This is a genomic window from Mesorhizobium sp. M1A.F.Ca.IN.022.06.1.1 (assembly GCF_003952605.1).
Taxonomy (GTDB): Bacteria; Pseudomonadota; Alphaproteobacteria; order Rhizobiales; family Rhizobiaceae; genus Mesorhizobium.
The window spans coordinates 5,405,990-5,431,411 of sequence record NZ_CP034455.1 but is presented as its reverse complement, the minus strand read 5'-3'; the positions used below and the strand labels follow the sequence as shown (position 1 = coordinate 5,431,411).

General features: G+C 64.7%; 20 protein-coding genes and 2 pseudogenes. 11 read left to right on the top strand and 11 right to left on the bottom strand.

What is annotated here, in order from left to right; genetic code table 11:
- Positions 1-208 precede the first annotated feature (208 nt).
- From EJ078_RS25770 to EJ078_RS25755, 4 genes are all read left to right on the top strand, one after another.
- On the top strand, positions 209-892 hold the full coding sequence (locus EJ078_RS25770; protein ID WP_127216224.1) for a TetR/AcrR family transcriptional regulator: 684 nt from the start codon (positions 209-211) through the stop codon (positions 890-892).
- 116 nt (positions 893-1,008) lie between these two features.
- Complete coding sequence (locus EJ078_RS25765) at positions 1,009-1,545, top strand: SspB family protein (RefSeq protein WP_066990875.1); 537 nt, start codon at positions 1,009-1,011, stop codon at positions 1,543-1,545.
- 9 nt (positions 1,546-1,554) lie between these two features.
- Positions 1,555-1,752 (top strand): DUF4169 family protein, encoded by a 198-nt coding sequence (locus EJ078_RS25760; protein WP_095802677.1) that lies wholly within the window; start codon positions 1,555-1,557, stop codon positions 1,750-1,752.
- A gap of 8 nt (positions 1,753-1,760) precedes the next feature.
- Entirely contained in the window at positions 1,761-1,988 is a 228-nt protein-coding gene (locus EJ078_RS25755) for a ribbon-helix-helix domain-containing protein (protein WP_095779013.1), read from the top strand.
- 6 nt (positions 1,989-1,994) lie between these two features.
- Here the strand turns inward: EJ078_RS25755 and EJ078_RS25750 are convergent, their stop codons facing one another.
- The gene (locus EJ078_RS25750; protein ID WP_127404204.1) at positions 1,995-3,794 is read right to left on the bottom strand and encodes a chloride channel protein; all 1,800 of its coding nucleotides are present in this window, start codon (positions 3,792-3,794) and stop codon (positions 1,995-1,997) included.
- A gap of 178 nt (positions 3,795-3,972) precedes the next feature.
- Here EJ078_RS25750 and EJ078_RS25745 point away from each other — a divergent pair, with 178 nt between their 5' ends.
- On the top strand, positions 3,973-4,404 hold the full coding sequence (locus EJ078_RS25745) for a helix-turn-helix domain-containing protein (RefSeq protein ID WP_066990862.1): 432 nt from the start codon (positions 3,973-3,975) through the stop codon (positions 4,402-4,404).
- A gap of 98 nt (positions 4,405-4,502) precedes the next feature.
- On the opposite strand, the gene EJ078_RS25740 is transcribed toward EJ078_RS25745, so the two are convergent.
- Positions 4,503-8,468 carry an AsmA family protein gene (locus tag EJ078_RS25740; protein WP_127847200.1) on the bottom strand — a complete coding sequence of 1,322 codons (3,966 nt, stop codon included), beginning with the start codon at positions 8,466-8,468 and terminating at the stop codon, positions 4,503-4,505.
- A gap of 87 nt (positions 8,469-8,555) precedes the next feature.
- A complete protein-coding gene (locus EJ078_RS25735; protein WP_127216955.1) occupies positions 8,556-9,968 on the bottom strand; it encodes an FAD-linked oxidase C-terminal domain-containing protein in 1,413 nt (470 codons plus the stop codon).
- Between the two features lie 156 nt (positions 9,969-10,124).
- On the opposite strand from EJ078_RS25735, the gene EJ078_RS25730 reads away from it, so the two are divergent.
- Entirely contained in the window at positions 10,125-10,610 is a 486-nt protein-coding gene (locus EJ078_RS25730; RefSeq protein ID WP_067323174.1) for a thioesterase family protein, read from the top strand.
- Positions 10,611-10,755: 145 nt separating this feature from the next.
- On the top strand, positions 10,756-10,971 hold the full coding sequence (locus tag EJ078_RS25725) for a hypothetical protein (protein ID WP_067323171.1): 216 nt from the start codon (positions 10,756-10,758) through the stop codon (positions 10,969-10,971).
- On the opposite strand, the gene EJ078_RS25720 is transcribed toward EJ078_RS25725, so the two are convergent.
- Positions 10,957-11,433, bottom strand: a complete 477-nt coding sequence (locus EJ078_RS25720; RefSeq protein WP_067323168.1) for an Lrp/AsnC family transcriptional regulator — start codon at positions 11,431-11,433, stop codon at positions 10,957-10,959. The genes EJ078_RS25725 and EJ078_RS25720 overlap by 15 nt on opposite strands.
- An 88-nt stretch (positions 11,434-11,521) precedes the next feature.
- Here EJ078_RS25720 and EJ078_RS25715 point away from each other — a divergent pair, with 88 nt between their 5' ends.
- On the top strand, positions 11,522-12,436 hold the full coding sequence (locus tag EJ078_RS25715) for a DMT family transporter (RefSeq protein ID WP_127403912.1): 915 nt from the start codon (positions 11,522-11,524) through the stop codon (positions 12,434-12,436).
- 155 nt (positions 12,437-12,591) lie between these two features.
- Here EJ078_RS25715 and EJ078_RS25710 read toward each other — a convergent pair whose 3' ends face one another.
- The gene (locus tag EJ078_RS25710; RefSeq protein WP_127403913.1) at positions 12,592-13,494 is read right to left on the bottom strand and encodes a dienelactone hydrolase family protein; all 903 of its coding nucleotides are present in this window, start codon (positions 13,492-13,494) and stop codon (positions 12,592-12,594) included.
- A gap of 342 nt (positions 13,495-13,836) precedes the next feature.
- Entirely contained in the window at positions 13,837-16,149 is a 2,313-nt protein-coding gene (locus tag EJ078_RS25705) for a glucose/quinate/shikimate family membrane-bound PQQ-dependent dehydrogenase (protein ID WP_208720933.1), read from the bottom strand.
- A 182-nt stretch (positions 16,150-16,331) separates the two neighbouring features.
- Between EJ078_RS25705 and EJ078_RS30905 the strand changes: the two are divergent.
- Both EJ078_RS30905 and EJ078_RS30900 read left to right on the top strand, forming a co-directional pair.
- Positions 16,332-17,174: pseudogene (locus EJ078_RS30905) on the top strand (UvrD-helicase domain-containing protein); the annotation flags it as partial.
- Positions 17,175-17,344: 170 nt separating this feature from the next.
- Positions 17,345-19,027: pseudogene (locus EJ078_RS30900) on the top strand (3'-5' exonuclease); the annotation flags it as partial.
- Positions 19,028-19,068: 41 nt separating this feature from the next.
- Here the strand turns inward: EJ078_RS30900 and EJ078_RS25695 are convergent.
- The 5 genes from EJ078_RS25695 to EJ078_RS25675 form a co-directional block, all read right to left on the bottom strand.
- Complete coding sequence (locus EJ078_RS25695) at positions 19,069-20,121, bottom strand: ABC transporter permease (protein ID WP_095779023.1); 1,053 nt, start codon at positions 20,119-20,121, stop codon at positions 19,069-19,071.
- On the bottom strand, positions 20,121-20,915 hold the full coding sequence (locus EJ078_RS25690; protein WP_127215483.1) for an ATP-binding cassette domain-containing protein: 795 nt from the start codon (positions 20,913-20,915) through the stop codon (positions 20,121-20,123). The genes EJ078_RS25695 and EJ078_RS25690 overlap by 1 nt, the downstream gene beginning before the upstream one ends.
- 88 nt (positions 20,916-21,003) lie before the next feature.
- Positions 21,004-22,017 carry a substrate-binding domain-containing protein gene (locus EJ078_RS25685; protein WP_127215482.1) on the bottom strand — a complete coding sequence of 338 codons (1,014 nt, stop codon included), beginning with the start codon at positions 22,015-22,017 and terminating at the stop codon, positions 21,004-21,006.
- 93 nt (positions 22,018-22,110) lie between these two features.
- Positions 22,111-23,016, bottom strand: a complete 906-nt coding sequence (locus tag EJ078_RS25680) for a sugar phosphate isomerase/epimerase (protein WP_210212258.1) — start codon at positions 23,014-23,016, stop codon at positions 22,111-22,113.
- The gene (locus EJ078_RS25675) at positions 23,016-24,047 is read right to left on the bottom strand and encodes a Gfo/Idh/MocA family oxidoreductase (RefSeq protein WP_127215480.1); all 1,032 of its coding nucleotides are present in this window, start codon (positions 24,045-24,047) and stop codon (positions 23,016-23,018) included. Before EJ078_RS25675 ends, EJ078_RS25680 begins: the two co-directional genes overlap by 1 nt.
- Before the next feature lie 197 nt (positions 24,048-24,244).
- Here EJ078_RS25675 and EJ078_RS25670 point away from each other — a divergent pair, with 197 nt between their 5' ends.
- Positions 24,245-25,270 (top strand): LacI family DNA-binding transcriptional regulator, encoded by a 1,026-nt coding sequence (locus tag EJ078_RS25670; RefSeq protein WP_095783804.1) that lies wholly within the window; start codon positions 24,245-24,247, stop codon positions 25,268-25,270.
- Positions 25,271-25,422: the final 152 nt, after the last annotated feature.

The following is a 25,422-nucleotide window of genomic DNA, read 5'->3' as shown; positions in this document are numbered from 1 at the left end:
GATAAGGGCTTCTTTCGGATCTGGTTGCCGCCGTGGTCCGGCGTCTACCCGAGGACGTTCCATCCCGTGGAACTCCGACATCCGGGATGTGAAATCATCGTCGCTTCAAAGCGCGATTCTGTTGTTCCCGGGAGCGGACTTCGCTTTATTGTGTCTACAAATTTAGACAGGCTTGTCCAATTCGTCAATCATCGCTATATAGTTTTTTATGAAGGTCGGCGTTTCTCCTGACACTTTCCCGCCACGCAGCCATGAGGCCAAGCGCATATCGGTGGTTGATGCTGCCGCTTCGGTCTTCTGCCGCGAAGGCTATGCCGGCGCCAATATCGACCTGATCGCGGCCGAGGCCGGCGTTTCGCGCCAGACCGTCTACAATCATCATGGTGACAAGGAAAAGCTGTTCATGGCCATTGTGCGCGAGCTGACGGAGCGCTGCAATGCCGGCATCTTCGCCACCATTGCCACCTTTCCCGACCAGCCCGCCGATCTCGAAGCCGATCTTGTCGCCTTCGCCGTGCGCATGAACCGCAACTGTATCTGCAACCGCGACGGCCGCTTCCTGCGTAAGCTGATCCAGGCAGAGGGCGAGCGCTATCCCGAGCTTTTTGCCGAGTGGCGCGAACAGGGACCGGGCCGCACCTGGTCGGCGCTTGCCGCCCGCTTCGCGCGGCTGGCCTATGCGGGGCACCTCTCGATCGACGATCCGGACGTGGCGGCGCGGCAGTTCCTCGCACTAGTCAACGCCGAGTTGCAGACAACCTTCATGCTCGGCGGCATACCGACGGAGGAAGAGGTGTTGCGCTCAGCGACCAATGGCGTGCGCACCTTCCTGGCCGCCTTCGGCAGGAAGAAAGCGGCAGCCGCCCAGCAGGCCGCCCTCGCCCACGCCTGAGCGATCAAATCGCCGCCAGCCCTCTTGGCCTTAGCTTTCGGCGCCTATATGCGGTTTACGCCGCGCCCAAGCTTGATTACAGCTATGCGGACGATTCAACGGAACCCGACCGTCACATGGCCGACGACCACATCCGCTACGACATTCTGGCCCAGGAGGCATTGCGCGGTGTCATGCGCAAGGTCCTGGCCGAAGTCGCGCGCACGGGCCTTCCGGGCAACCATCATTTCTTCATCACCTTCCTGACCGGCGCGCCGGGCGTGCGCATCTCCTCGCGGCTGCGCGAGCGTTATCCGGAGCAGATGACCATCGTCATCCAGTTCCAGTACTGGGACCTGAAGGTGACCGACACCGGTTTCGAGGTGGGACTCTCCTTTTCCGACGTGCCCGAAAAGCTCGAAATCCCCTTTTCCGCCGTGCGCGGTTTCTATGACCCATCAGTGAATTTCGAACTCGAATTCGACGTCAAGGCGGACAACGCCGCGGAAGACGACGACGCCGCGCCGGCCCCGGAGCTGCCGATCGCGGTCGTGACCGAAAAGAAACCGGAATCGAAGAAAAAGGCCACCGAGGCCGAGAAGAAGCCGGCTGCCGCCGATACCGGCGGCAAGGGTGCCGAAGTGGTTTCGCTCGACGCCTTTCGCAAGAAGTGAGCCGGGGAAATGGGCGAGGTCGTCAATCTCCGCCAGGCCCGCAAGCAGAAAGCGCGCATCGAGAAGGAACGCCTGGCCAGGGAAAACCGGGCATTGCACGGCCGTTCCAAAGCCGAGCGCGAGCGTGACCGGCTGACGTCCGACATGACGGAAAAATTCATGGACGGCCATCGCCGCGAAAAGCCCGGCGATCCGGACCGGCGCTGAGCGCCCGGATGGCCGCTGTCGAAAAACGCTCGGTGACGATCCGCGGCCACCGCACCAGTTTTTCCCTGGAGCAACCCTTCTACGACGATTTGGTGGCGATCGCGACGCAGCGCTCGCTGTCGCTCGCGGCCCTCGTTGCCGAGATCGACGAAACGCGGACCCGTGACGCCAACCTCTCCTCCGCGCTCAGACTCTACGTGCTCGCCTGGGCAAAGCGCGGCGGCAAGGCATCTTGACCGGCCTCAGACCGGATCGCCGAGGCTTTCCTGCGCCTTGCGCTTGGCGCCGAAGCTGAGCAGGGCCGAACGGTCGCGTTCCTCGGCCTGCTTTTTCGACCGCACCCGCATCAGGTCCTTCCAGCCGATATAGCCGACCAGCCGTGCATCCTCGCGCGAGACGACCGGCAGATGCGAGACGTTGGCCAGGAGCAGCTTGTCTGACAGTCCTTCCAGATATTCGTCGGGATAGGCGAGCGTGACCTTGCTGCCGGCCAAAAGTTCGCCGAGCGTCGTCTTGCGGTGCTTGCCGGCGCGGCGCCAACGCAGGATCGCCGGCGGATCGATGAGGCCGAGCACATGGCCTTTCTCGTCGATCACAGGAAAGCTCGGATGGCGCGTGTCCGGGGCGGTCAGGAATGACGCCGCGCCGTGCAGCGTCATCGTCGCCGGCACGCTCTCGACCTTGGTCGTCATCACCTCGCGCACCCTGGTCAGCGCGAAGGGATCGACGCGGTATTCGCGAACGAGGTGGTGTCCGCGCCGCGCCACCTTTTCGGTCAGGATCGATCGCTTCATCAACAGCACGGTGACGGCATGGGCGGTGGCGCAGGCTGCGATCAGCGGCACCAGCATGTGGGTGTTGCCGGTGAGTTCGACCGCGAAGAAGGTCGCGGTCAGCGGCGCGCGCATGGTGCCGCCCATGGTCGCGGCCATCGCCAGCAGCGGCCAGAAGCCGGGCGTCGCCTCGGGCAGGATACCGGCAAGCACCGCGCCCATCGCGCCGCCCATGATCAGGAGCGGCGCCAGCACGCCGCCCGACGTTCCCGAACCCAGCGCCACCGACCAGATAATGGCCTTGACGACCAAAAGCGTCAGCGCCGCCGCCAGCACATGGCCATCCAACATGTTGGCGATGTTGTCGTAGCCGACACCGAGCGCCTGCGGCTCGATCAGTCCACCGATACCGACCACCAGGCCGCCGATCATCGGCCACCACATCCAGTGTATCGGCAGCTTCTGGAAGGCGTCCTCGCAGGCATAGACCATTTGCGTCAGCAAGCCGGAGAGCAGGCCGGCGGCAATCCCGACCAGCACCCAGCCACCCAATCCGGCGATCGACGCTTCCATGCTGCCCGAGAACGGGAAGATCGGTCCGGGCAGGTGCAGCAAGGTGCGTTCGACCTCGGCGATGATGGCGGCGACGGCGACCGGGATGAAGCTGCGCGGCGTCCATTCGAACAGCAGCAGCTCGACGGCAAGCATGATTGCCGCGATCGGCGTGCCGAACACGGTCGTCATGCCGGCCGCCGCGCCCGCAACCAGCAGCGTCTTGCGTTCATTGTCGCTGACCGGCAGCATCTGCGCGATCAGCGAGCCGATCGCCCCGCCGGTCATGATGATCGGCCCTTCGGCGCCGAACGGTCCGCCTGAGCCGATCGAGATCGCCGACGACAATGGCTTCAATACCGCCACTTTGGCGTCGAGCCGCGAGCGGCCGAGCAGGATTGCTTCGATGGCTTCCGGAATGCCGTGGCCGCGGATCTTTTCGCTGCCGAAGCGCGCCATCAGCCCGATGACCAGCGCGCCGATCACTGGAACCAGCACGGCGGCATAGCCGAGCGGCGTGTCCTCGAGCCTGAGCTCGGCCAGTGTGAACTGGCCGAAATAGGCGATGTTGGTGGCGAGCCTTATCAGCTTCAACAGCGCGATGCCGGCAAACAGCCCGGCGGTCGCCACAACGACTGCGATGGCGGCGATGATGAGCACCCGCGGATCGGTGGTGAAGTCGCGGAGATGGCCGTTTCCGGCATGAGCGGATTTCATTGGGGAGCCTGAGCTTTCTGGCGGCGCGGTACCGTCCGGTTGTCGGCCGGCTACATATCGTAACACGATATAATTCTTCAAGGCCGTTTTTGGTGGTTGCTCCGCGTCATTTTGGTCATGGATGCGCCAGGCTTTCATAAGAGTTGAGCTTTGGCCGGAAAGGGCGATAAGTCGTGGCATGACGCATCCGAAGAAACCACGTCCCGCCATCAGCCAGGCCGACTATCAGCGGCTTTCGGAGTTCCGCTACCTGATCCGCCGCTTCCTCGAATTCAGCCAGTTGCAGGCGAATGAGGCGGGCTTGACCCCGCGCCAGCACCAGGCGCTGCTGGCGATCAAGGGCTATCCCGGCGGCGGGCCGGTGGCAGTGGGCGATCTGGCGGAGCGGTTGCGCATCCGCCACCACAGCGCCGTCGAACTGGTGAATCGGCTGAGCGAGGCCGGCTTGGTCGCGCGGGATCAAGATAAGGCCGACCACCGCCGCGTCCTGCTGCAACTCACCCCGCTCGCCGACGACCGTCTCGCCGAATTGTCGGCCGCCCATCTCGACGAGCTTGCCCGCATCGAGCCTATGCTCAAGCGCCTGCTTTCGCGGCAGGAGCCGGTTTGAGCGCTACATCCAGCGCTGTCCTTCGCGACGTCTTGGGTGTTTTGTTCGCCCGCGATTCCGGGCGGAACCGCTATGCAGTTTTCCCGGAATAATGGGTTTCAACCGCCGTCCAGCGACTTCAGGAGGTTGTCGATCGTGAACGGATTGGACTTGGGCTTCGGCGGCTCTGGAACGGAACCGTCGTTGACGCCGGGAAGCGACCGGTCGACTTTTGGCGCCTGCTCAACCGCCCTGCGTTCAGCTTCCAGCCTCGCCTGCTCGGCACGCTTGCGATCCGCCTCGGCCTGGGCTTTCGCGGCTGCGGCCTGTTGCTCGGCCTTTGCCTTGGCATCGGCTTCCGCCTCTGCTTGCGCATCAGCCTCGGCCTTGGCGCGCGCCTCGGCCTCGGCCTGAGCCTTGGCGTCGGCTTCCGCTTTTGCCCTTGCCCCTTCTTCCGCTTTGGCTTGCGCCTCGGCTTCTGCCTTCGCTTGCGCCTCCGCTTCGGCTTTCGCCCTGGCTTCAGCCTGGGCTTTCTGCCGCGCCTCTTCCTCTTGCCGGCGCAGTTCCTCGGCCGCCCGGTCGCGCTCCGTCTGCAGCGCAGCGTAGTAGCGCACCTCGCGCCGCAGCCTCTGCTTCTCGAGCAGCGCCGCCTGCATCGCCTCGACGCGCTGCTGCTCCTTCTCCAGCGCGCGCTGGGTCAGGAACTGCGCCAGCGGCGCGCTGTCGAACTGGAGCGACGTCGCCCCGATCTGGCCTGCAAGGCTGAAGTTCACAGCTGGTTCGGAGCCGACAAGCGCCTCGTCGCCCGGTCGATAGGTAATCGCTCCCTTGGCGGCCAGCGTGCTCGCATCGAGGTCGGCGGTAACGTCCGCCGACAGCGTCGCCGCCGGATTGTCGAGGCTGATCGGCGGCGCCCGCAGCGTGCCATTGGCAACGGTGAAGGGGATATCGGTGTTGCCGGCCGCGAAACTTCCCTGTCCGGCGATCTCAAGCGCGAAGCCGGCGGTCTTGGCGGCATCGATGTCGCGTCCGATTGCATCGGCCTTGGCGATGACGGGGGCAAAAGCATCGGGATTGATGCCGGCGATGGTCAGTCCCTTCAGCGCCGCCGTGCCGGACCCTGACAGGGCGGCGATCATCGCATCGACAGACTTGCCGCTGGTCGACAGCGCGGCCGAAATGTCGCCGCTGCCGCTGATTCCGGCGCCAGGCAGCACTGCGGCAAGATCACTGCCCGCCAGCTTCAACTGACCCGATAACAGGCCGGTGCCCTCCGTGTTCTTGAGCTCGAACAGGCCGGTCAGCGTGCCCTCATAGAGCTTGGCTTTGAGGTCCGAGACACGGATGCCTTCCCGGTCGAGCTTCAGCGACAGCGTCGCGTCATGCGCGGTCGCGAACGGTCCGGCGGCAAGGGCCGCCGTGTTGAGGTCGAGATCGGCGCTGAACGGCAGGGTCGATTTTCGGCTGAACGGCGTCGTCGGCCAGCCACCATCCTTCCCGGCGAGGAAGGACTGGTCGCCGAACAACGAAACCGCCAGCGGATCGAGGTCGAGCTCATCGAGCGCCAGCGCGCCGGCAAGATGCGGCAGTCCGTCCTTCATGTCGGCGTTGACGTCGCCGGACACAGTCGCCTTGTTGATGGCGCCGCTGAGCCCGCTCAGCACCAGAAGCCCATTGCCGAAGTCGGCATCGCTGGCGAGCGAAGCCGACGTGCCGGTGCCCATGCCGGGCAGCCCGACACCTGTCGTCATCAGCCATGGCTCGATATCGGCGGCGTCGAGATTGACCTTGCCCTTGGCGGTGGCGCCTTGCCCTGTCTCGGCGATGGTCCCGTCAAAGCTCGCCCTGAAATCGTCGGCCGTCAGGTTGAAGCTGGTTGCCAGACCGCCGCCCAGCGAGCCTTTGGCCGTGATATCGGTGGTGGCCTGTCCAAGCATGCCGAGCGGCAGCGCCGGCAGGCCGTAGAGTGCAAGCAGCGTGGCGGCGTTCTCGTTCCTGGCATTGAAGGTGATCGATACCGGCGCATCGGGAAGCCGATCCCGCGTCCCCCTGCCCGAAAGCGAAGCCGAGAAGGCGGAACCGCCGGCCTTGCCTTGCGCCGAGAGCGCGAGTCCGGTGGTGCCGTCGCCATTGTCGGCGGCACTTGTCACCAGGTCGATCCGGGCGTCCTGGAACAGCTCCGGATAGGCAGCAACACGGGCAGCCAGGCCTTTCAGAACCTGATTGTCCGGATAATGCTGGGCTGCGACATCTATGAGCGGCTTGAGATCGACGGCCACCACGGATGCGTCGAGCTTGCCGGTCGGGCTTTCCGGAAAATCCTTGATGCGCCCGGTGGCGCTGATTGAGGCGCCGGCGAGCCCTCCGACCGAGAGCCGGTCGATCTCGAGCAGGCCCTTGCGCAGCCTCAACGCCGTATCAACTGTATCGGCGGTCAGCCCGGCGGCGCTGACCGGGCCCGCCTTGATCTGGAAATCGAGGTCGCGGTCGGAGAAGCGGTTGGCGCCCTTGTCGCTGACGAAGATCGAGGCGAAGGCCGCCAGCCCATCGACGTCGAGCTCGCCGCCCTCCAGCTGCATCAGCACCGAGGGCCTGGCGCCATCGGGCTGGCTGGAATCGATGCGGCCGGAAAATTTCGCCTTGCCGAGGATCAGCTCGAGGTCGCTGAACGACTGCCGGTTCTCGCTGAGATCGACCTTGGCCTTGAAGCCCGCCGCCGGCAGACGGCGGATCGCGTCGTCGACATCCTTCGACAGCCAGGCGGCGAAACCGGACGGCTGTCCGACAGCAAGCAGCAGGGATCCGGTGAAGCCGAAATGGTCCTCGACGTTCAGCATGCCGTCGGCTTCAAGCGTCGCCCGGCCCGGCAGTGTCGCGGCGAGCGACTTCACCGACCACCCGCCTTCGGCCGGCTCCGCCGAGAGCCGCACGTCGCGAACCGTGGTATCGCCCGCCACCACGGCCGGCAGCCTGACCTCGACCGTGCCCGGTATCGTCGGCTTCGGCATGTGCTGAAGCGTCTGCTCGAACGCCGCGATACGCTGGTTGAGCGTCAATCCGGCACCTGCGGATGCGCCCACCGCCTCGTCGAACTGCACCTGCGCGCCGTTCGCTTCGATCGAAAAATGCGGTTTCAGGCCGAGATCGACCGAGGCCTTGCCGTCGGCGGTATAGGGGTTGTCGAGCGGTCCGGTCTCGAAGCGGAATTCGTCGACACCGAGCTTCTGATGGTCGAGCGCGAATTTGCCGTTCAGCCGGAAGCCGGGATCGGGCTTGCCGGCGCTGACCTTCACGGGCTCGCCGTCAGTGCCGCGCAATTCGGCCGAGCTCCTGTCGGCCCCATTCTTGTCAGAGGCCGAAACCTTGAACTGACCGGAATAGACCGCCGCGCCTCTGACGATGCCGGCATTGCCGTCCGTCTCGATGATGAGCGGATAGGCATCCGGGTCGGCTTTGAGTCTGACCCGCATCTGGCCGTCGGCTTCCGCTCTGCCGGTTGAGGCCGAGACTTCCGTGCGCAGTCCGTCGAAGCGCAGCGAGCCATCCATCCGCCACGGACCGGCGAGCGACTTTGCCGAAACGGTCGAGTTGATCTCGGAGATGAAATGGCTGCGCCCGCCGGCGGCATGGCGCAATTCGATCTGCCCTTCGGTCACCGTCAGCTTCTCGATCGCGATCTGTCCGGGATCAAAGGGCGTCGACGGCCGGATCGCCCAGTCGACCGTGCCGTCGCCCGCAACATCGATGGTCGCCTTCGGATGCACCAGCCGCATGTCGAAGATCAGCAGTTCGCCGCGCAGGAACGGCGCCAGCTCCGCGTCCATGGAGAAGGTCTCCATCGTCATCGCCGGCTGTCCGCCAGGGCCGCCTGCGACCTCGACATTGGAGAAGGTCACCGAAGGGAATGGCAAGAGCCGCGCGGTCGCGTCGCCTTTCACGGTCACCTTGCGACCGAGGATGGTGCTCGCCTCGCGCTCGAAATCGGCGCGGTAGCCGGTCCAGTCGACGAAATACGGCACCACCAGCGCCGCGCACAGCACCAGCACGAACAGGCCACCGAAGATCACGAACAGGCGAGCGAGCATCGGCCCCAAAGCCTAGGATTAAGTCAGCCGCACTCTACCCGCATCCGCGCGGCGATAAAGAGGCAATTCGGCTGCAACCCTCGGCGTCTAGGCTCTCGGCAAGATCTTGCCGGGGTTCATGATGTTCAGCGGATCGAGCGCCTGCTTGATCGTTCGCATGACCTCAACGCCATGGCCGAGCTCATGGCGCAGGAAGCCGACCTTGCCCTGGCCGATGCCGTGCTCGCCGGTGCAGGTGCCTTCCATGGCGATCGCCCGCATGTTGAGCCGCGCGACGAATTTTTCAGCGAGTGCGATCTCCTGCGGGCTGTCCACATCCATCAGCACCAGCACATGGAAATTGCCGTCGCCGGCGTGGCCGACGATCGGCGCGATGAGGCCCATTTCGGCAATGTCGGCTTCGGTCTCCGTGACGCATTCGGCAAGCCGCGAGATCGGCACGCAGACATCGGTCGACAGCCCCTTGGCGCCGGGGCGCAGCGTCAGCGACGACCAGTAGGCGTCGTGCCGCGCCTTCCAGAGCTTCGTCCGCTCCTCGGCGACGCTGGTCCACAGGAACGGTCCGCCGCCATTCTCCTCGGCGATCATGCCGAAAGTCTCGGCCTGTTCGGCGACGCCAGCGTCGCTGCCGTGGAATTCGACGAAAAGGCACGGGCCCTCGGGGTAGTCCAGCTTCGAATAATTCTTCATCGCCCGCATCTGCAGCGCGTTGACCAGTTCGATGCGCGCCACAGGGATGCCCATCTGAATGGTCGCTATCACTGCGTTGCAGGCCGCCTCCAAGGTCGGGAACGGGCAGACGCCGCCGGAGATCGCCTGCGGAATGCCCTGCAGCCTGAGCGTCAGTGCTGTGATGATGCCGAGCGTGCCTTCCGAGCCGACCAAGAGCCGCGTCAAGTCGTAGCCGGCCGAGCTCTTCTTCGCCCGTTTGCCGGTCGTCACTGCCTCGCCGTCGGCCATCACCGCCGTCAGCGACAGCACGTTGTCGCGCATCGTGCCGTAGCGCACGGCATTGGTGCCCGACGCCCGTGTTGCCGCCATGCCGCCCAGCGAGGCATTGGCGCCGGGGTCGATCGGGAAGAACAGGCCGGTGTCGCGCAAATGGCGGTTAAGATCCTCGCGTGTCACTCCGGGCTCGACCGTGCAGTCGAGATCCTGCGGATTGACCGAGAGGATGCGGTTCATGCGAGAGGTGTCGATGGATATGCCTCCGCCCGGCGCATTGGTGTGGCCCTCGAGCGAGGAGCCGACGCCGAAGGCGATAACCGGGACGCGGTGCGCGGCGCAGGTGCGCACGATCTCCTGCACCTCCGGCGTGGTTTCGGCGAAGACGACGCCGTCCGGCGCCTGGGTCGGGATGTAGGTGGTGGTGTGCGCATGCTGGTCGCGGATCGCCTCGCCGGTCTGAAAACGCTCGCCGAACCGCTGCTTGAGGATGCCGAGTGCGGCGGCGATGCCTTTCTCGTTGCGCTCGACGGGGTTGAGGTCGCTCAAAGCCATGAATTCCTCCGCGAATGGACCAGCGGCCACTCTTGTAATGCAGCTATGGATGATGCCTAAAGCAATTCCAGGAAAAGAGTGAAGCACCGGAATTGCGCCAGAGCGAAGAGAACCTCACCAGCCAGGCCCTGTCCAGCGACGATCAAGGAAAACCAGATGACGATGACCGCGCCGATCATTTCCAAGCCGATGGCGATCGAGAAGGATTGGATCGACTATAACGGCCATCTCAATATGGCCTATTACAACGTGCTGTTCGACCGCTGCTCGGACGAAGCGTTCGAGCTGATGGGCATGGGACCGAACTATGCCAGGGACCGCCGCCTCACCATCTACACGGCGGAAGTCCATGTCTGCTACGTGCAGGAGCTTCACCTCGACCACAAGGTGAAGGTCTCGTTCCAGCTCATCGACCACGACGAGAAGCGGCTGAGGGCCTATCAGGAGATTCGCCACGTCGATGGCTGGCTGGCCGCGACGTCCGAGCAGCTTGCGCTGCATGTCGACATGGCCGGGCCGAGGGTCGCTCCCTTCCCGGCCGATGTGATGGCACAGGTTGAAGCCATGCGCGCCGCCCACGCCGCGTTGCCGATGCCGGAGCGTGCCGGCCGTTCGATCGGCATCAAACGCAAGAGCGCTTGAAAACCCGCACACCGGCGTTAACCTTACCAAGGTTTTAACGTGAACAAGCCGATTGAGTCTGTTGAACGACTCAGTGGCGCGTTCGAAAACCGCCGCACCGGGTTTACGCGCGGGCGGCAGGCGGAATGCGGTGCGAGGACAGTGCATGAAAACCGACATCAAGGTCGAAGTGGAGCGGTTGGCGGCCGATCCGCGCATCACCGACTATGATTTCTGGCGATCGTTGAAGAACGTCAACAACGAGATCTTCCACATCGCCAACAACAACGAGCCCATCCCCTTCGACATGATCCGCTGGCGCGCGATTCTCAAGCAGGCGCGCATCAGACGCGGTCACACTGAGCCTTCAGCGCTCCCTTAAACTGCCAAGCGGCGAGCGCGCCTCGACCGGCGACGACTGTATGATGGCGGTGTTGGTCATCGCATAGGGAATAATTTTGTCGATCACCCGCTCCAACTCGGCCACCGAGCCGACATGCGCGAGCGCGATGAAGCAATCCTCGCCGGTCACTCGGTCGCATTGGGCGATTTCCGGCAGGTCGCGAATGATCCCGGCCACCACGGCAAGCTGCCCCGGGACCGGCCTGATTCGCAGCCATGCCGACAGCTTCATGCCGAGCGCCGTCGGATTGATCTTCACCGTATAGGCTTCGATCACGCCATTCTCCTGCAGCTTGCGAATGCGTTCGGCCACGCTCGGCGCCGAGAGCCCGACGGCGCGCGCCAGTTCCGCCGTGCTGGTGCGCGCATCCTTTTCCAGGAGTCGCAGGATTTTCAGGTCCGCCGCATCCAGCTCGCCATTTTCATTTCGAAGGCGTTTCAAATAATTCTCTTTTCTTCAGAAGGTGAACGGCGATCGGAGCCGTGCATCATCCATATAAATCGCGAAGTTCGCCTGCGATAATGACCCTATGAATTCTGAAGCGCAAGTTCGTCCGACAAACCGGGCCGGCAGCGACACCGACGCTGCACGCCCTGCCCTCGCCGGACTGGCCGATGCGGTGCCGCCGCATGTCTGGTTCTGCGTCAGCGCGATCTTCCACTATCTTGGGCCGGCCTTCGCCGTGCTGCTGTTCGCTCAGGTCGGCGTGCTCGGCATGGCCTGGCTGCGCATCGCCACGGCCGCGCTCGTCTTCGCGCCGCTTACCAGGCCATGGACGGTTTTCACGCGCGCCGACCGCTCGGCCCGCCTGCTGCTGTTGGCCTTCGGCGCCTGCCTGGCGGTGATGAACTGCGCCTTCTATCTGGCTCTAGACCGCCTGCCGATCTCGCTAGTCGCCGCGATCGAATTTGTCGGCACCATAGGCGTCGCGATGGTCGGCCTCAGAACCCCGCGCAATTTCGCGGCGCTCGCCATCGCTGTCGCCGGCACGTTGCTGCTCATCGATGTCAAATGGTCGAGCGATCCCGTCGGCCTGTTCTGGGCTTTTCTCAACGGCGCGCTGTTCATCGGCTATATCGTTTTGGGCCACCGCATCGCCCGAACTGGCCTCGGCATCGCCGGCCTCGGCACCGCCATGGCGATCGCCTTGCTCGTCGTGCTGCCGGTCGGCTTCAGCGAGGCGCTGCCAGCCTTCTCGGCGCCGCAACTGCTGATCGCCGGTATCGGCGTCGGCCTCTGCTCCTCCGTCATCCCCTACATTTGCGATCAGCTCGCCATGGCGCGGCTGCCGCGCGCGAGCTTCGCGCTCATGCTATCGCTCTTGCCGCTCACCGCGACCCTGATCGGCGTGGTCGTGCTCAGGCAGGTTCCGAGCCTCACCGATTGCCTCGGCATCGCGCTGGTTGTGGCGGGCGTCGCCATGCACAAGCCAGCGCCGGAGTGATCCGCCGCCGTCGAGGTGTGTTGAGCTTCAGGTCAGGCCGAGCCGAGAATGGTGGATTCCGAGAACCGGAGCGGAGCGTACTTTGAAGTACGTGAGCACCGGAAGCGCAGGGAGCCGCCATTCGCAGGCCGGGCTCACCTGAATATCAACACACCTCAGGCCAGTTTCTCCTTAAGGAAGGCGACCGTCCTCCCCCAGGCCAGATCGGCCGCCTTCTTGTCATAGCGCGCGGCCGAGGTGTCGTTGTTGAAGGCGTGGTTGACGCCGTCATAGACATAAACGGTGTATTCGACATGCGCGGCGTCCAGCGCCTTCTTGTAGGCGTCGATGCCGGCATTGATGCGCTCGTCCAGCCCGGCATAATGCAGCAGCAGCGCCGCCTTGATCTTCGGCACATCCTCGGCCTTAGGCTGCATGCCGTAATAGGCGACGCCGGCACTGAGGTCCGGCGCATTGACGGCGAGCGTGTTCACCGTGCCGCCACCCCAGCAGAAGCCGACCGCGCCGACCTTGCCGTTGCTGTCTTGGTAAGTCTTGAGATAGGCGACCGTCGCTACGCCGTCGGCCGCGACTTGGGCAGCATCAAGCTTGCTGAACATGTCGCGCGCCTTGTCCTCGTCGGCTGGCGTGCCGCCGAGCGGCGACAGGAAGTCCGGCGCCAGCGCGACGAAGCCTTCCAGCGCCACGCGCCGGGCGACGTCACGGATATTCCCATTGAGCCCCCGGTTCTCATGGACGACGATCACCGTGCCGAGTTTGCCGGACTGATTCGCCGGCTTGACCAGATAGCCCTTCATCTCGCCGCTGCTGCCGGGATAGGTAATGTCCTCGCCCTTCACCCTCGGATCGTTCTCGGCGACGATCGCCGCCTTGGCCGAATTCGCAGCCAGCATCGGCGCGATCGCGGCGGCCGCGGCGCCCGATCCAGCGAGCCGAGTCAAGTGCTCCATGAAGCGCCGCCGGTCGAGCGTCAGATGCGTATATTCGTCATAGGCATCGATCATCGCCTGAGTGATGATGGGCTGTGTGACGACAGGCTTGGCGACAGGTTCGGCCATGGCTCTCCTCGACGACTGTTTGACGCGCAAGATAGGGTTAGAACGCGCACGGTCCAGTCATCCGCCGGCGACAACGGCACTCGATCCGAACTTCGACCATGACGATTGCCGGTGGCTTCTGCATCCATCACATTTTGGTCATTCCGAAAAAGTTGATGGTGCTGTCACGGTGGGACGGGAAACTGCGGAGCGGCCCCGCCCGGTCCGAACGGCAAAAAGGGGAATGCCGGGAACGTGATGGCCGCCGGCGTAGCGGCTGGCTGAGGCGGCGCTTGCTGTCGTCGCTGCAGGCGCTTGGCCACGTGCTCGGCGAAAAAGGCCGGCGCGATTGGATGTCCTCGTCTACTTGGGCAGCGTGTAAGCCATCACATAATCGCCCGGCTTGGTACCGACCGAGCCGTGGCCGCCGGCGACGATGACCACGAACTGGCGGCCGTCGGCGACGGTGTAGGTCATCGGTGTCGACTGGCCGCCGGCCGGCAGCCTCGCGCGCCAGAGCTGCTTGCCCGTCGTAAGGTCATATGCGCGCAGATAGTCGTCGACCGCGGCCCCGAGGAAGGCAACGCCACCGGCCGTGATCATCGGCCCGCCGATGCCTGGAACGCCGACCTTGAGCGGCAGGGGCAGCGGCGTCATGTCGTAGACGGTGCCGTTGCGATGCTTGTAGGCGATCTGGCCGGTTCTCAGGTCGACGCCGGCGACATAGCCCCAAGGCGGCGCCTGACAGGGAATGCCGAGCGGCGACAGGAATGGCCCCATCACCACCGCGTAAGGCGCGCCCTCATTGCGGTTGAGCCCCTGCTCGCTGCCCTTGGTGTCGCCGGGCGGCGGCACGTCCGCGCGCGGAATGAGCTTCGACGTGAAAGCGAGATAAGTCGGCATGCCGAACATCACCTGCCGCACCGGGTCGACCGCGACCCCGCCCCAGTTGAACACGCCGAAATTGCCGGGGTAGACCAGCGTGCCCTGCAGCGAGGGCGGCGTGTAGCGTCCCTCGTAACGCAGTGTCTTCAGTTCGATCCGGCACGCCAGCTGATCGAACATGGTGATGCCCCACATGTCGGCGCCGGTCAGCGGCTTCGGGTTGAACGACAGGTCGGACGACGGCTGCGTCGGCGAGGTATGGTCGCCTTCGATCGCTCCGCCCGGTGCCGGCACTTCCTTCACCGGAATGATCGGTTCGCCAGTGCGCCGATCGAGCACATAGAGATCGCCCTGCTTGGTCGGCCCTACCAGTGCCTGCACCACGCCGCTCCCCGTCGTAATGTCGACCAGCGTCGGCTGCGCCGGCACGTCCATGTCCCACAGGTCGTGATCCACGGTCTGGCGCACCCAGCGCAACTGTCCGGTGTTGAGGTCGAGCGCGGTGATCGAGGAGGAGAATTTTTCGACATTGGCGCTGCGGCCCATGCCGAGCTGGTCGGGCGTCTGGTTGCCGAGCGGCAGGTAGAGCAGGCCAAGCTTCTCGTCGGCGCTCGCCGTTGACCACATGTTGGGCGAGTTATTGGTGTATTTCTGCCCCGCCGGCAGCGGCGTCGTCTGATCCGGTTTGCCGGAATCCCAATTCCACAACAGCGCGCCGGTGCCCGCGTCATAGGCGCGGATGACGCCCGACGGCTCCTCGGTCGAATAATTGTCGTTGACCGCGCCCCCAACGATGATCTTGCCGGCGAGGATGAGCGGCGCCGAGGTCGAATAGTAATAGCCCGACTTCGGAAAGGGCATGTTGGCCATCAGGTTCAGCGTGCCGCCTTCGGCGAAGGACGGACAAACTTGCCCGTTCGCGGCATCGAGAGCGATCAGCCGGGCGTCCGAAGTCGGCAGGTAGATGCGTGCCGCGCAGGGCTGGCCCGCCGCGATCTTCGCATCGGCGTAATAGGAAACTCCGCGGCAGGTCTGGTGCTGGCGGTTGGGATCGAGCTTGATCTTCGGGTCGTAGCGCCATTTCTCCTTGCCGGTCGCGGCATCGATGGCGATGGCGAAATTGTGGGGCGTGCAGATGTAGAGCGCATCACCGACCTTGAGTGGCGTTACCTGATAGGTCGTCTCGCCGATGTCGTCCGGACCCTTCATGTCGCCGGTGCGGTAGGTCCAGGCCGGCTGCAGCTTGGCGACATTATCCGGCGTGATCTGAGCGAGCGGCGAGTAACGCTGGCCGAACGGCGTGCGGCCGTAGAAATGCCATTCGCCCGCCGGCATGTCGCCGCCGAGATTGGCCGTCGGCGTCACCTTATCGGTGTTGAGCGTGCCGCCGATGTCCTTCGGATCGGCGGTCATCGAATAGCCAGCCACTGCAAGCGATGCGAGCACCGCCAGGATGAGCGGAGCGCGTCCGTCCGGACCGGTGAATCCCCGCCTGGCCCATGGCGTCAGCAGCCAGAGCGCGATGAGAACGATGATGCCGCCGCGCGGGCCGAGCTGCCACCAATCAAAGCCGGTTTCCCACACCGCCCAGCACAGCGAGGCGAGCACGATCGCGGCATAGAGCCAGAGCCCTGTCGATCTGCGGCGGAAAATGAGCCAGGCGGTGATCAGGAAGGCCAGTCCGGCAATCAGGTAGTACCAGCTGCCACCCAACGTCACCAGCCAGATGCCGCCGCCGCCGAGGACCAGGCCGATAAGCAAAAGGACGAGGGAGGTGATGGTGACAGCCAAGACGATACTCCTTCGACTGTTGCGCGCTTGCGGCGCCTCTGAGGCAACGGCTTGCCGTCCCTGCCCTGTTGGCAGCTTTCTCTCGCAAGTTGCGCCTGTCAAGGCGGCCCCGAACAGGAACAACTAGAACAAAACGGAGACACTTCTGGCCTTTCGCTGCCGAATCACTACATTCGGGGGCGATGTCCGGCTTTTCGGAAGACATGCCCTTTTTTGACGAACCGAATGCGCGGCCCGCCGCCCCATCCGGCCTTGCCGCGCGCGCCATGGCCGCACGCAACGCGCAGAACCGTGCGCCCGATTATCTGAACGGCCTCAATCCCGAACAGCGGCTCGCTGTTGAAACGACCGAAGGCCCGGTTCTGGTGCTGGCCGGCGCCGGCACCGGCAAGACGCGGGTGCTCACCACGCGAATCGCCCACATCCTTGCCACCGGCAGGGCCTTCCCCTCGCAGATTCTCGCCGTCACCTTCACCAACAAGGCCGCGCGCGAGATGAAGCAGCGCATCGGCTTGCTGATCGGCGAGCAGAATGTCGAGGGCATGCCCTGGCTCGGCACCTTCCACTCGATCGGCGTCAAGCTGCTGCGCCGGCATGCCGAGCTTGCCGGATTGAAATCCGATTTCACCATCCTCGATACCGATGACGTGGTACGGCTGATCAAGCAGCTGCTCCAGGCCGAAAATCTGGACGACAAGCGCTGGCCGGCCAAGACCTTCGCGCAGATGATCGACAACTGGAAGAACAAGGGCCTTGGCCCCGACGAGATTCCGGAAGGCGACGCGCGCAGCTTCGGCAACGGCAAGGGGCGCCAGCTCTACAAGGCCTATCAGGAACGGCTGCAGACGCTGAATTCCTGCGACTTCGGCGATCTCCTCTGTCACCCGATCCGCATCTTCCGCGCCTATCCGGACGTGCTGAGGGACTATCATCGCAAGTTCAAATACATCCTGGTCGACGAGTACCAGGACACCAACACCGCGCAATACATGTGGCTGCGCCTGTTGGCGCAGAGGCCGCAATCCTCCCCCTTGAGGGGGAGGTGTCCGCGAAGCGGACGGAGGGGGTCGCCACGGAAGGCGCCGCCCAGTCATCAGGCGCCGGAGCGTCGAGCACTGCCGCGAGGACCCCTCCCGACCGGGCTTCGCCCGGCCACCCTCCCCTCAAGGGGGAGGGAAACCGACGTCAATCCACTGTCAACATTTGCTGCGTCGGCGACGACGACCAGTCGATCTATGGCTGGCGCGGCGCCGAGGTCGACAATATCCTGCGCTTCGACAAGGATTTTCCCGGCGCCACCATCATCAGGCTGGAGCGCAACTACCGCTCCACCGCGCATATACTGGGTGCGGCTTCGCATCTCATCGCCCACAATGAGGGCCGCTTCGGCAAGACGCTGTTCACCGACCGCAACGACCCCGAGGACGACAAGGTGCATGTCCATGCCGCCTGGGATTCGGAGGAAGAGGCGCGCGCCATCGGCGAGGCGATCGAGGCCTACCAGCGGCAAAAGCACAACCTCAACGATATGGCGATCCTGGTGCGCGCGTCCTTCCAGATGCGCGCCTTCGAAGACCGCTTCATCACGCTCGGCTTGAGCTACCGAGTCATCGGCGGCCCGCGCTTCTACGAACGGTTGGAAATCCGCGACGCGCTGGCCTTCTTCCGCGTCGTCGCCAACGGCGGCGACGACCTTGCCTTCGAGCGCATTGTCAACGTGCCGAAGCGCGGGCTCGGCGAAGCCACCATCCGCCAGATCCACGACACCGCGCGCGCCATGCAAATCCCGATGCTTGAGGCCGCGGCGACGCTCGCCGAAAGCGACGAGCTGAAGCCGAAGCCGCGCGCCGCGCTGCGCGAGGTCGTGGCCAATTTCGAGCGCTGGCAGAAGGCGCTGGAGACCACGCCGCACACCGAGCTCGCCGAGACCATCCTCGAGGAGAGCGGCTACACCGACATGTGGAAGAACGACCGTTCGGCGGAAGCGCCCGGGCGGCTGGAGAACCTTAAGGAACTGATCCGCTCCATGGAGGAGTATGAATCCCTGCGTTCCTTCCTCGAGCATGTCGCGCTGGTCATGGAGGCAGAGCAGGGCGAATCGCTCGATGCGGTCTCGATCATGACGCTGCATTCGGCGAAAGGGCTTGAATTCGAGACCGTATTCTTGCCCGGCTGGGAGGAAGGTCTGTTCCCGCATCAGCGCGCGCTGGACGAAGGCGGCCGCTCCGGCCTCGAGGAAGAACGCCGCCTCGCCTATGTCGGCCTGACGCGCGCGAAAAAGAACCTGCACGTCTGGTTCGTCTCAAACCGCCAGATCCACGGCCTGTGGCAATCGACCATTCCGTCGCGTTTCGTCAATGAATTGCCGGAAGCCCATGTCGATGTCGCCGATGGCGGCAATTCCTATGGCGGCTATGGCAATCCCTATGGCGGCGGCTCCTTCGCCTCAGGCCGCGGCGGCGGCCGGCAGAATCCCTACGGCGCCTCGCGCTTCGACAATATCGGCGCGGAAAAACCCGGCAGCTTCTCCAACACCTATGCGACACCCGGCTGGCAGCGCGCGCAGGCGAACCGCACCGAAGCGACCGACCGCAACTGGGGCACACGCTCCGGCCACCAGGTCGAACGCATCGGCTATGGCGAGACTGACAGCGGCTATGGCGCCGGCCGCACCTCGGTGAAAGGCCGCACCATCGAAGGCGAACTGGTCGCCAAATCGGTCGCCGACACACCTTCGCCATTCAAGCTCGGCGACCGCGTCTTCCACCAGAAATTCGGCAACGGCAATATTGCCGCCATCGACGGCAACAAGCTGACCATCGACTTTGACAAGGCCGGCCAGAAACGTGTGCTGGACGGGTTTGTCACCAGCGTTTGAGCGGCGGCCGCCAACGGATTACGTCCGAAAACCGCAGCCTCTCAGCGATACCGCGCCTGGTTCCATTTGTGGCCGAGCAGGGACAGGATGATGATCAGCCCGTTGAAGAACTGCACGTAGAAGCCGCTGAGGCCCGCGGCGACGACGCCGGTCTGGATGAACGACACGGTGACCGCGCCGATCGCGCCGCCGACCACTGTACCGATACCGCCCCAGGTCGGAGTGCCGCCGACGAACACTGATGCCAGCACCGGCAGCAGATAGCCGTCACCCGCCGTCGGCCACCAGGTAAAGTTGATCATCACCGAGAAGGTTCCGGCGATCGCCGCCCCGATGCCGGTGAAGACGAACACCTTGACCCGGACGCGCTGGACGTCGATGCCCATCTGCTTGGCGCTGTCCGGATTGTCGCCGACCACCTTGACCTGGGCGCCGAAGCGGTGGCGGTTGTAGAGCAGCGCCGAAAACACGACGAAGGCGATCGCCCAGAAGATCTGCACCGGGATGCCCCAGAGCTGGCCGGAGAAGATCGCGTAAGCTGAGCTGTCGGCCAGACTGGTCAGCGCCGTCGACTTGCCCTCGTTGATGATCTGGATCAGCCCGCGCAGCAGGAAGTTCATGCCGAGCGTGGCAATCAGCGACGACAGGCCGCCATAGACCACCAGCGATCCGACCAGGAAGCCGAGCAGCGTGCCGGTGAGAAGCGCCGCGGCGATGCCGAGGAACGGATCGTAGCCGGCCTGCACGACGATCGCGAAGGCCCATGAGGCGAAACCCATCGTCGCCGGGAACGATAGGTCGATCTCGCCGCAGGTGACTACGAAGACCAGCGGCACGACAACGAACAGCGCGACGGGAAGCGTCGTCAGCACCGAGCTGTAAAGATACCAGGTGGTGAAGACGGTCGGGTTGGCGATCATGAAGATCGCCATCATGACGATGAACACGGCGAGCGTGCCTAGCGCCGCGCGATTGTCGAGGACGAAGCCGCGCAGCCAGTGATCGGAAGGATGACTCCACTGCTTGCCTGATTCTGTCGGGCCGCTTGCCCTTCCCAGAGGTGTTTGCAGATCGGGTTCCATGGCCTTGCTCATCACGCTCTCTGCTCCGCTCCGCCCGCCTCGTGTAGCCCTGGCAGGCCACCCGGATGCGCGATCTCTTCCATAAAGTTGATGAGGTCGTCGGCTGACTTGACCTCGCTGCGGTCAGCCGTCAGCGCCACCTTGCCGCGGTCGAGCACCACGAAGCGGTCGGCGATGTCGAAGACATGATGAATGTTGTGGCCGATGAACAGGATCGAGCGGCCACTCGCCCGCACCTGGCGCACGAAATGGAAGACCTTGGCGGTCTCCGTCAGCGACAGCGCCGTCGTCGGTTCGTCGAGGATGATCAGCTCCGCCTGCTTGTAGATGGCCCGCGCGATGGCCACGCCCTGACGCTCGCCGCCCGAAAGCTGGCCGACGATGGAATGCGGCGTGAACACTTTCGAGGTGAAGCCGATCTCGCGCATCAGCCGGCTTGCCTCCTCGATCTCCTTGTTGACTTTCAGCCAGCCCATGAAGCCGGTCAGCTCGCGGCCCATGAAGATGTTGCGCACGATCGTCTGCTGCACGGCCAAAGCGCGGTCCTGGAAGACTGTCTCGATGCCGGCATCGCGCGAGCGGGCGGCACTCCATCCGGTCACCGGCTTGCCGCGTACGAGGATGTCGCCGCTTGTCGGCTTGACCACGCCGGATAGGATCTTGATCAGCGTCGATTTGCCGGCGCCGTTGTCGCCGATCAAGCCGACCACCTCGCCGCGTTCGACGCTGAGGTTGACGCCGCCCAGCGCATAGACCTGGCCGTAGGATTTCTTGATATCGCGCAGTTCGATGATGCGTTCGCCCATGCGATCCTCGCTCGGGTTGTCTGTCTTGCCGGTCTCCTCGCCGGCGGCCCCGCCGGCCGGGCGAAATCCCGGCCGGCGGCTTGGGAGGTCAGCGCAGCGCCTGCTTGGCCAGCTCGGCGACGATCTCGTAGTTCTGCGGCGTGACGAAGCCGGCGCCGGTATCGACATTCATCGGCGCCAGGCCCAGCACCACCTGCTGGCAAAGGCTCAAAATCGGCAGATAGCCCTGCAGGAAAGGCTGCTGGTCGGCCGTCAGCTGCACCCAGCCGCCCTTGAAGCCTTCGACGATCTGCGGGCTGGTATCGAAGCCGAAGTTGAAGACGTCGCCGGGCTTGCGTCCCGCCGCCTGCATATAGGTGGCGACGTTGCCGAGCATCTGCCCGCCGGGATAGCCGACCGCCTTGACGTCGGGGTGGTTGAGCAGAGCCGCCGTGATCACCGGAATGGCGAGGTTCGGATCGGACGCCCACTCGCCGCTCGGCGGCGAGGACAGCTGGATCACCTCGACGCCCGCCTCCTTCAGCGCCGCGACCGTGCCGCGCTCGCGCGCGCCGCGGTTCTCGTTCTCGAACGGGCCGATCATGATCGCCTTGTCGCCGGCCTTCAGCCCGGCCAGCTTGAACGCCTCGGCGCCGAGCGCGCGGCCCTGCTGCTCCTGCTGCGCGCCGACATAGCCGCCGCCGAACGCCGCCACCACCTTCGGCACCGGCACGTTCTGGTACATCATCTTGATGCCGTCCTTATGCGCCTGCTCGGCCAGCGGCATGATCGCGGCATCGCCCGGATGGCCCATCATGGCGATGCCTTGCGGCTTGACCGCGACCGCCTCGCGCAATTGCTGCACCATCTTCTCGACATCCCACTGGGAGAAGATGTAGTCGACCTTCGGCCCAAGATCGGCCGCCGCCTGCTTGGCGCCATTGTAGACGATGGTGCCGAAGGCGTCGCCCTCGGCGCCGCCGACGAAGAAGCGGATATGGACGTCCTTGCACCATTGGGCGTCGAGCGCCTTTGCCGGCAAGATGGAGATCGAGGCGCAGAGCGCCGCGGCAGCCGCCACGACGGTCGAGCGCAGAACAGTCCTTCTGGTCGTGATGCTCATGCACGTTCCTCCCTTTTGGTCCCTCGCAACAGAGGGTTTCGACGATTGCTTCGGCCGTAGTCTTGGTGGCCGGCTCCTCCCGCCGGCCGGTCCTCACACCGGATTGGGCAGGTAGCTGGCTCCTCCCCTGCACTGCTTCAGATAGTCCAGCGCCCGCACCTGACCGGTCATCTCGAGGTCGCCGCGATAGACCGGGTCGTGCCAGCCTTCGATGTCGATGGCGCCCTTGTAGCCGGCCAGCCGCAATTCGCTGATCACCCGCGTCCAGTCGCTGTCGCCGAAGCCGGGGCTGCGCATCTGCACGAATGGCAGGCGTCCGAACACGCCGTGCTCGCGGATCACGTCCCAGCGCACGGTGGCGTCCTTGCCGTGGACGTGGAAGATACGCGGCGCCCATTTGCGAATCTGCGGAATCGGGTCGATCAGATAGACGAGCTGGTGGCAGGGCTCCCATTCGAGCCCGAGATTGTCGTCGGGCAATTCGTTGAACATCAGCTCCCAGGCGTCCGGGTTGTGGGCGATGTTCCAGTCGCCGCTCGCCCAGTTGCCGTCCATCGCACAGTTCTCGAAGGCGATGCGCACGCCCTTGTCGGCGGCGCGCCTGGCCAGCGGCCCCCAGACCTCGCGGAAACGGGGCAGGCTGTCGGTCAGCGGTTTGCCGCGCAGCCGGCCGGTGAAGCCGCAGACCATCGTGGTGCCGAACAGATGTGCGTTGTCGATGACGGTCTCCCACGCCGCGAGCACGCCGCGGTCGACCTCGCCGTTCTCCAGCGGATTGCCGAACACGCCGATCGATGAGACGGCGACGTCCGCATCGCCGATCGCTTCGCGGATTTCGCCCGCCAGGCACTTTAGGTCCTTGCCGCCCAGCGTCTGCCAGAAAAAGGGCTGGATGCTCTCGAAGCCGAGCGGCAGGATCTGTTTCACATAGACGGCCGGGTCGTCGAGATTGGCTCGCACCATGGTGCCGATCCTGATGTCGAGAAGCGGGTTCGGCATCACGGCGTTTCCTTTGCGATTGCGACGCGGCGTCCGGTCTCTGCGCTTTCGATGGCGCCAAAGACCATGGCTAGGCTTTTGATGTTGTCGGTGCCGCGCGTCTCCGGTTCGGTGCCGGTCTCGATCGCGCGCATGAAATCCTGGATGATGCCGAGATGGCCGTCGACTCTGTCGGCCGCGTCGAGCGCCGGCACCTCGATCGACTGGGTCTTGTCGATGATACCGTCGCGGCCGGATGCAACCACCTCGGCCTTCAACCCGTCATGCCCGTCCCACAACAGGCTGCCGCGCTCGGCGACGATGCGCCAGCTGCCTTCCCAACTCGTGCGGAAACCGTCCGCGCACCAGGAACCGGCATAGGTGAAGACCTTGCCGCCGCCGAAATCGAACACCGCGCTGGCCGACGAGCCCTGACGGTACCAGGAATTGGCAGGCTCCCACTCCTGGCAATAGACGCCGGCCGGTTCGCCGGCGACCATGTAGCGGGCGGCGTCGAACGTGTGGATCGCCATGTCGAGCAAAAGCACGTGGCGCATCTCCTCGCGAAAGCCGCCGAAGTGCGGCGCGACGAAGAAGTCGGCATGGATGCTAGTCGGCTTGCCGATGGCGCCGGAATCGAGGAACCGCCGGATCCGCCTGACATTGGCGACATAGCGCCGGTTCTGAACCACGGCATGGACCCGCCCCGCGCGGCGCGCCGCTTCGATGATGGCGCGCGCATTTTCTGGGCTGTCGGCAAGCGGCTTTTCGGTGAGCAGATGGCAGTTATGGGCAAAGGCTGAAAGCGCGACCTGGCGCCGCGCAGCAGGAACCACGACATCGAACACGGCATCGGGCCGGGTCTGATCGAGAACGGCATCGAGGCTGGTGCCGATGACGGCATTGGGGAGCTCGTACTCGCGCGCCCTCGCCTGCGCCCGCTCGGCATCGAGATCGACAAGGCCGGCAATGGCAAGCCCGTCGATCTGCCTCGCGGCATCGAGCCACTGCCTGCTCATGGCTCCGCACCCGACCAGGACGACCTTCATCATCCAGCGCTCCTCCTCCGCTCGGCCCCTCCAGGCCGAGTGTCACGGCATTTCCGGCTTCACCGTAAACGTTTTTCCGTAAACGTTTACGAGAACACACCCGATGGCGTAGAATGTCAATCACCTGCTCGCGAAAATCGACATCCACTGCTTGGCCTGAAGGACGGCCGGTGCTAGCGAAGTCAGGGGGAGAACCTGCCTTGGCGTCCAGCATCCACGATCTCGCGCGTCACCTGAACATTTCGATCGGCACCGTGTCGCGCGCGCTGAACGGCCGCGCCGACGTCAATGCGGAGACGCGCCAGCGCGTGCTCGAGGCGGCCAGGAAGCTGAACTATTCGCCCAACCAGTCGGGCCGCAGCCTGCGCCAGGGCGCCACCCGCTCGATCGCCTTCATGCTGCAACCGCATCCCGGCGACCAGCAATATGGCGAGCCGTTCTTCATTCCATTCCTGACCGGCCTGCAGGCGCGGCTCGCCGAGCATGAGCTGGATCTGATGGTCGTCATGGGCGAGCCCGGCCAATATCAGCAGGAGAGGCTGCGCCGCGTGGTTGAGACGCGCCGGGCCGACGCGGTCGTGTTGGCCAATACACGGCGGGAAGACGATCGGATCGACTATCTGAGCAAGGCCGGCTTTCCCTTCGCCACGCTTGGCCGAAGTCAATCCGGCGGCGACACCTATCCTTCGCTCGATATCGATTTCGAGAGGGCGGGTGATGAAGCCGTCGACCGGCTGGTTGCGCGCGGCCACCGCCGCATAGCTGCCATCCGCCCTTCGCTTGATCTCAACTTCGGCTACCTGTTCCTCGACGGCTACCGCAAGGCTCTGAAGCGGCACGGCATCGAAGTCGACCCCGGCCTGATCGCCGACGGCTTCATCAACGAGACCGGCGGCTACCAGGTGACGCCGCGTGTCATGCTCTCCAAGGACCGGCCGACAGCCATCATCTTCAACAATGACGCGATGGCGCTCGGCGGCTGCAAGGCACTGGCCGAGATGGGCATCAGGCCCGGCCACGACATCGCGGTGATCGTCATCGTCGACACGCCGCTCTGCCGCTACTTCTCGCCGACGCTGACCGCCTTCCGTCCGGCGCTGGAGCCGATGGGCCGGCGGCTGGCCGAGATGCTGCTGGCGTCACTCCCGGCCCATGCCGGTCCGGAGGGGCCACGCACGATCCGCGAAGTCTGGCCGCTGGAGCTCGTCGCGCGCGAGAGCGATTGAGCACCTCTCCTTCTCCCATTGCGGGAGAAGGAGACGCCGAAGGCGACGGATGAGGGTGCTCCAGGAAAGCCAACGTCTCGCTCCGCTGGAACACCCCTCATCCGTCTCGGCGCTGCGCGCCGATCCACCTTCTCCCACATGGGGAGAAGGAA

Bases quoted from the DNA above. Each gene is read 5' to 3' on its own strand.
- EJ078_RS25770 (WP_127216224.1), top strand. From the start codon at position 209: ATGAAGGTCGGCGTTTCTCCTGACACTTTCCCGCCACGCAGCCATGAG.
- EJ078_RS25765 (WP_066990875.1), top strand. From the start codon at position 1,009: ATGGCCGACGACCACATCCGCTACGACATTCTGGCCCAGGAGGCATTG.
- EJ078_RS25760 (WP_095802677.1), top strand. From the start codon at position 1,555: ATGGGCGAGGTCGTCAATCTCCGCCAGGCCCGCAAGCAGAAAGCGCGC.
- EJ078_RS25755 (WP_095779013.1), top strand. From the start codon at position 1,761: ATGGCCGCTGTCGAAAAACGCTCGGTGACGATCCGCGGCCACCGCACC.
- EJ078_RS25750 (WP_127404204.1), bottom strand. From the start codon at position 3,794: ATGAAATCCGCTCATGCCGGAAACGGCCATCTCCGCGACTTCACCACC.
- EJ078_RS25745 (WP_066990862.1), top strand. From the start codon at position 3,973: ATGACGCATCCGAAGAAACCACGTCCCGCCATCAGCCAGGCCGACTAT.
- EJ078_RS25740 (WP_127847200.1), bottom strand. From the start codon at position 8,468: ATGCTCGCTCGCCTGTTCGTGATCTTCGGTGGCCTGTTCGTGCTGGTG.
- EJ078_RS25735 (WP_127216955.1), bottom strand. From the start codon at position 9,968: ATGGCTTTGAGCGACCTCAACCCCGTCGAGCGCAACGAGAAAGGCATC.
- EJ078_RS25730 (WP_067323174.1), top strand. From the start codon at position 10,125: ATGACGATGACCGCGCCGATCATTTCCAAGCCGATGGCGATCGAGAAG.
- EJ078_RS25725 (WP_067323171.1), top strand. From the start codon at position 10,756: ATGAAAACCGACATCAAGGTCGAAGTGGAGCGGTTGGCGGCCGATCCG.
- EJ078_RS25715 (WP_127403912.1), top strand. From the start codon at position 11,522: ATGAATTCTGAAGCGCAAGTTCGTCCGACAAACCGGGCCGGCAGCGAC.
- EJ078_RS25710 (WP_127403913.1), bottom strand. From the start codon at position 13,494: ATGGCCGAACCTGTCGCCAAGCCTGTCGTCACACAGCCCATCATCACT.
- EJ078_RS25695 (WP_095779023.1), bottom strand. From the start codon at position 20,121: ATGAGCAAGGCCATGGAACCCGATCTGCAAACACCTCTGGGAAGGGCA.
- EJ078_RS25690 (WP_127215483.1), bottom strand. From the start codon at position 20,915: ATGGGCGAACGCATCATCGAACTGCGCGATATCAAGAAATCCTACGGC.
- EJ078_RS25685 (WP_127215482.1), bottom strand. From the start codon at position 22,017: ATGAGCATCACGACCAGAAGGACTGTTCTGCGCTCGACCGTCGTGGCG.
- EJ078_RS25680 (WP_210212258.1), bottom strand. From the start codon at position 23,016: ATGCCGAACCCGCTTCTCGACATCAGGATCGGCACCATGGTGCGAGCC.
- EJ078_RS25675 (WP_127215480.1), bottom strand. From the start codon at position 24,047: ATGATGAAGGTCGTCCTGGTCGGGTGCGGAGCCATGAGCAGGCAGTGG.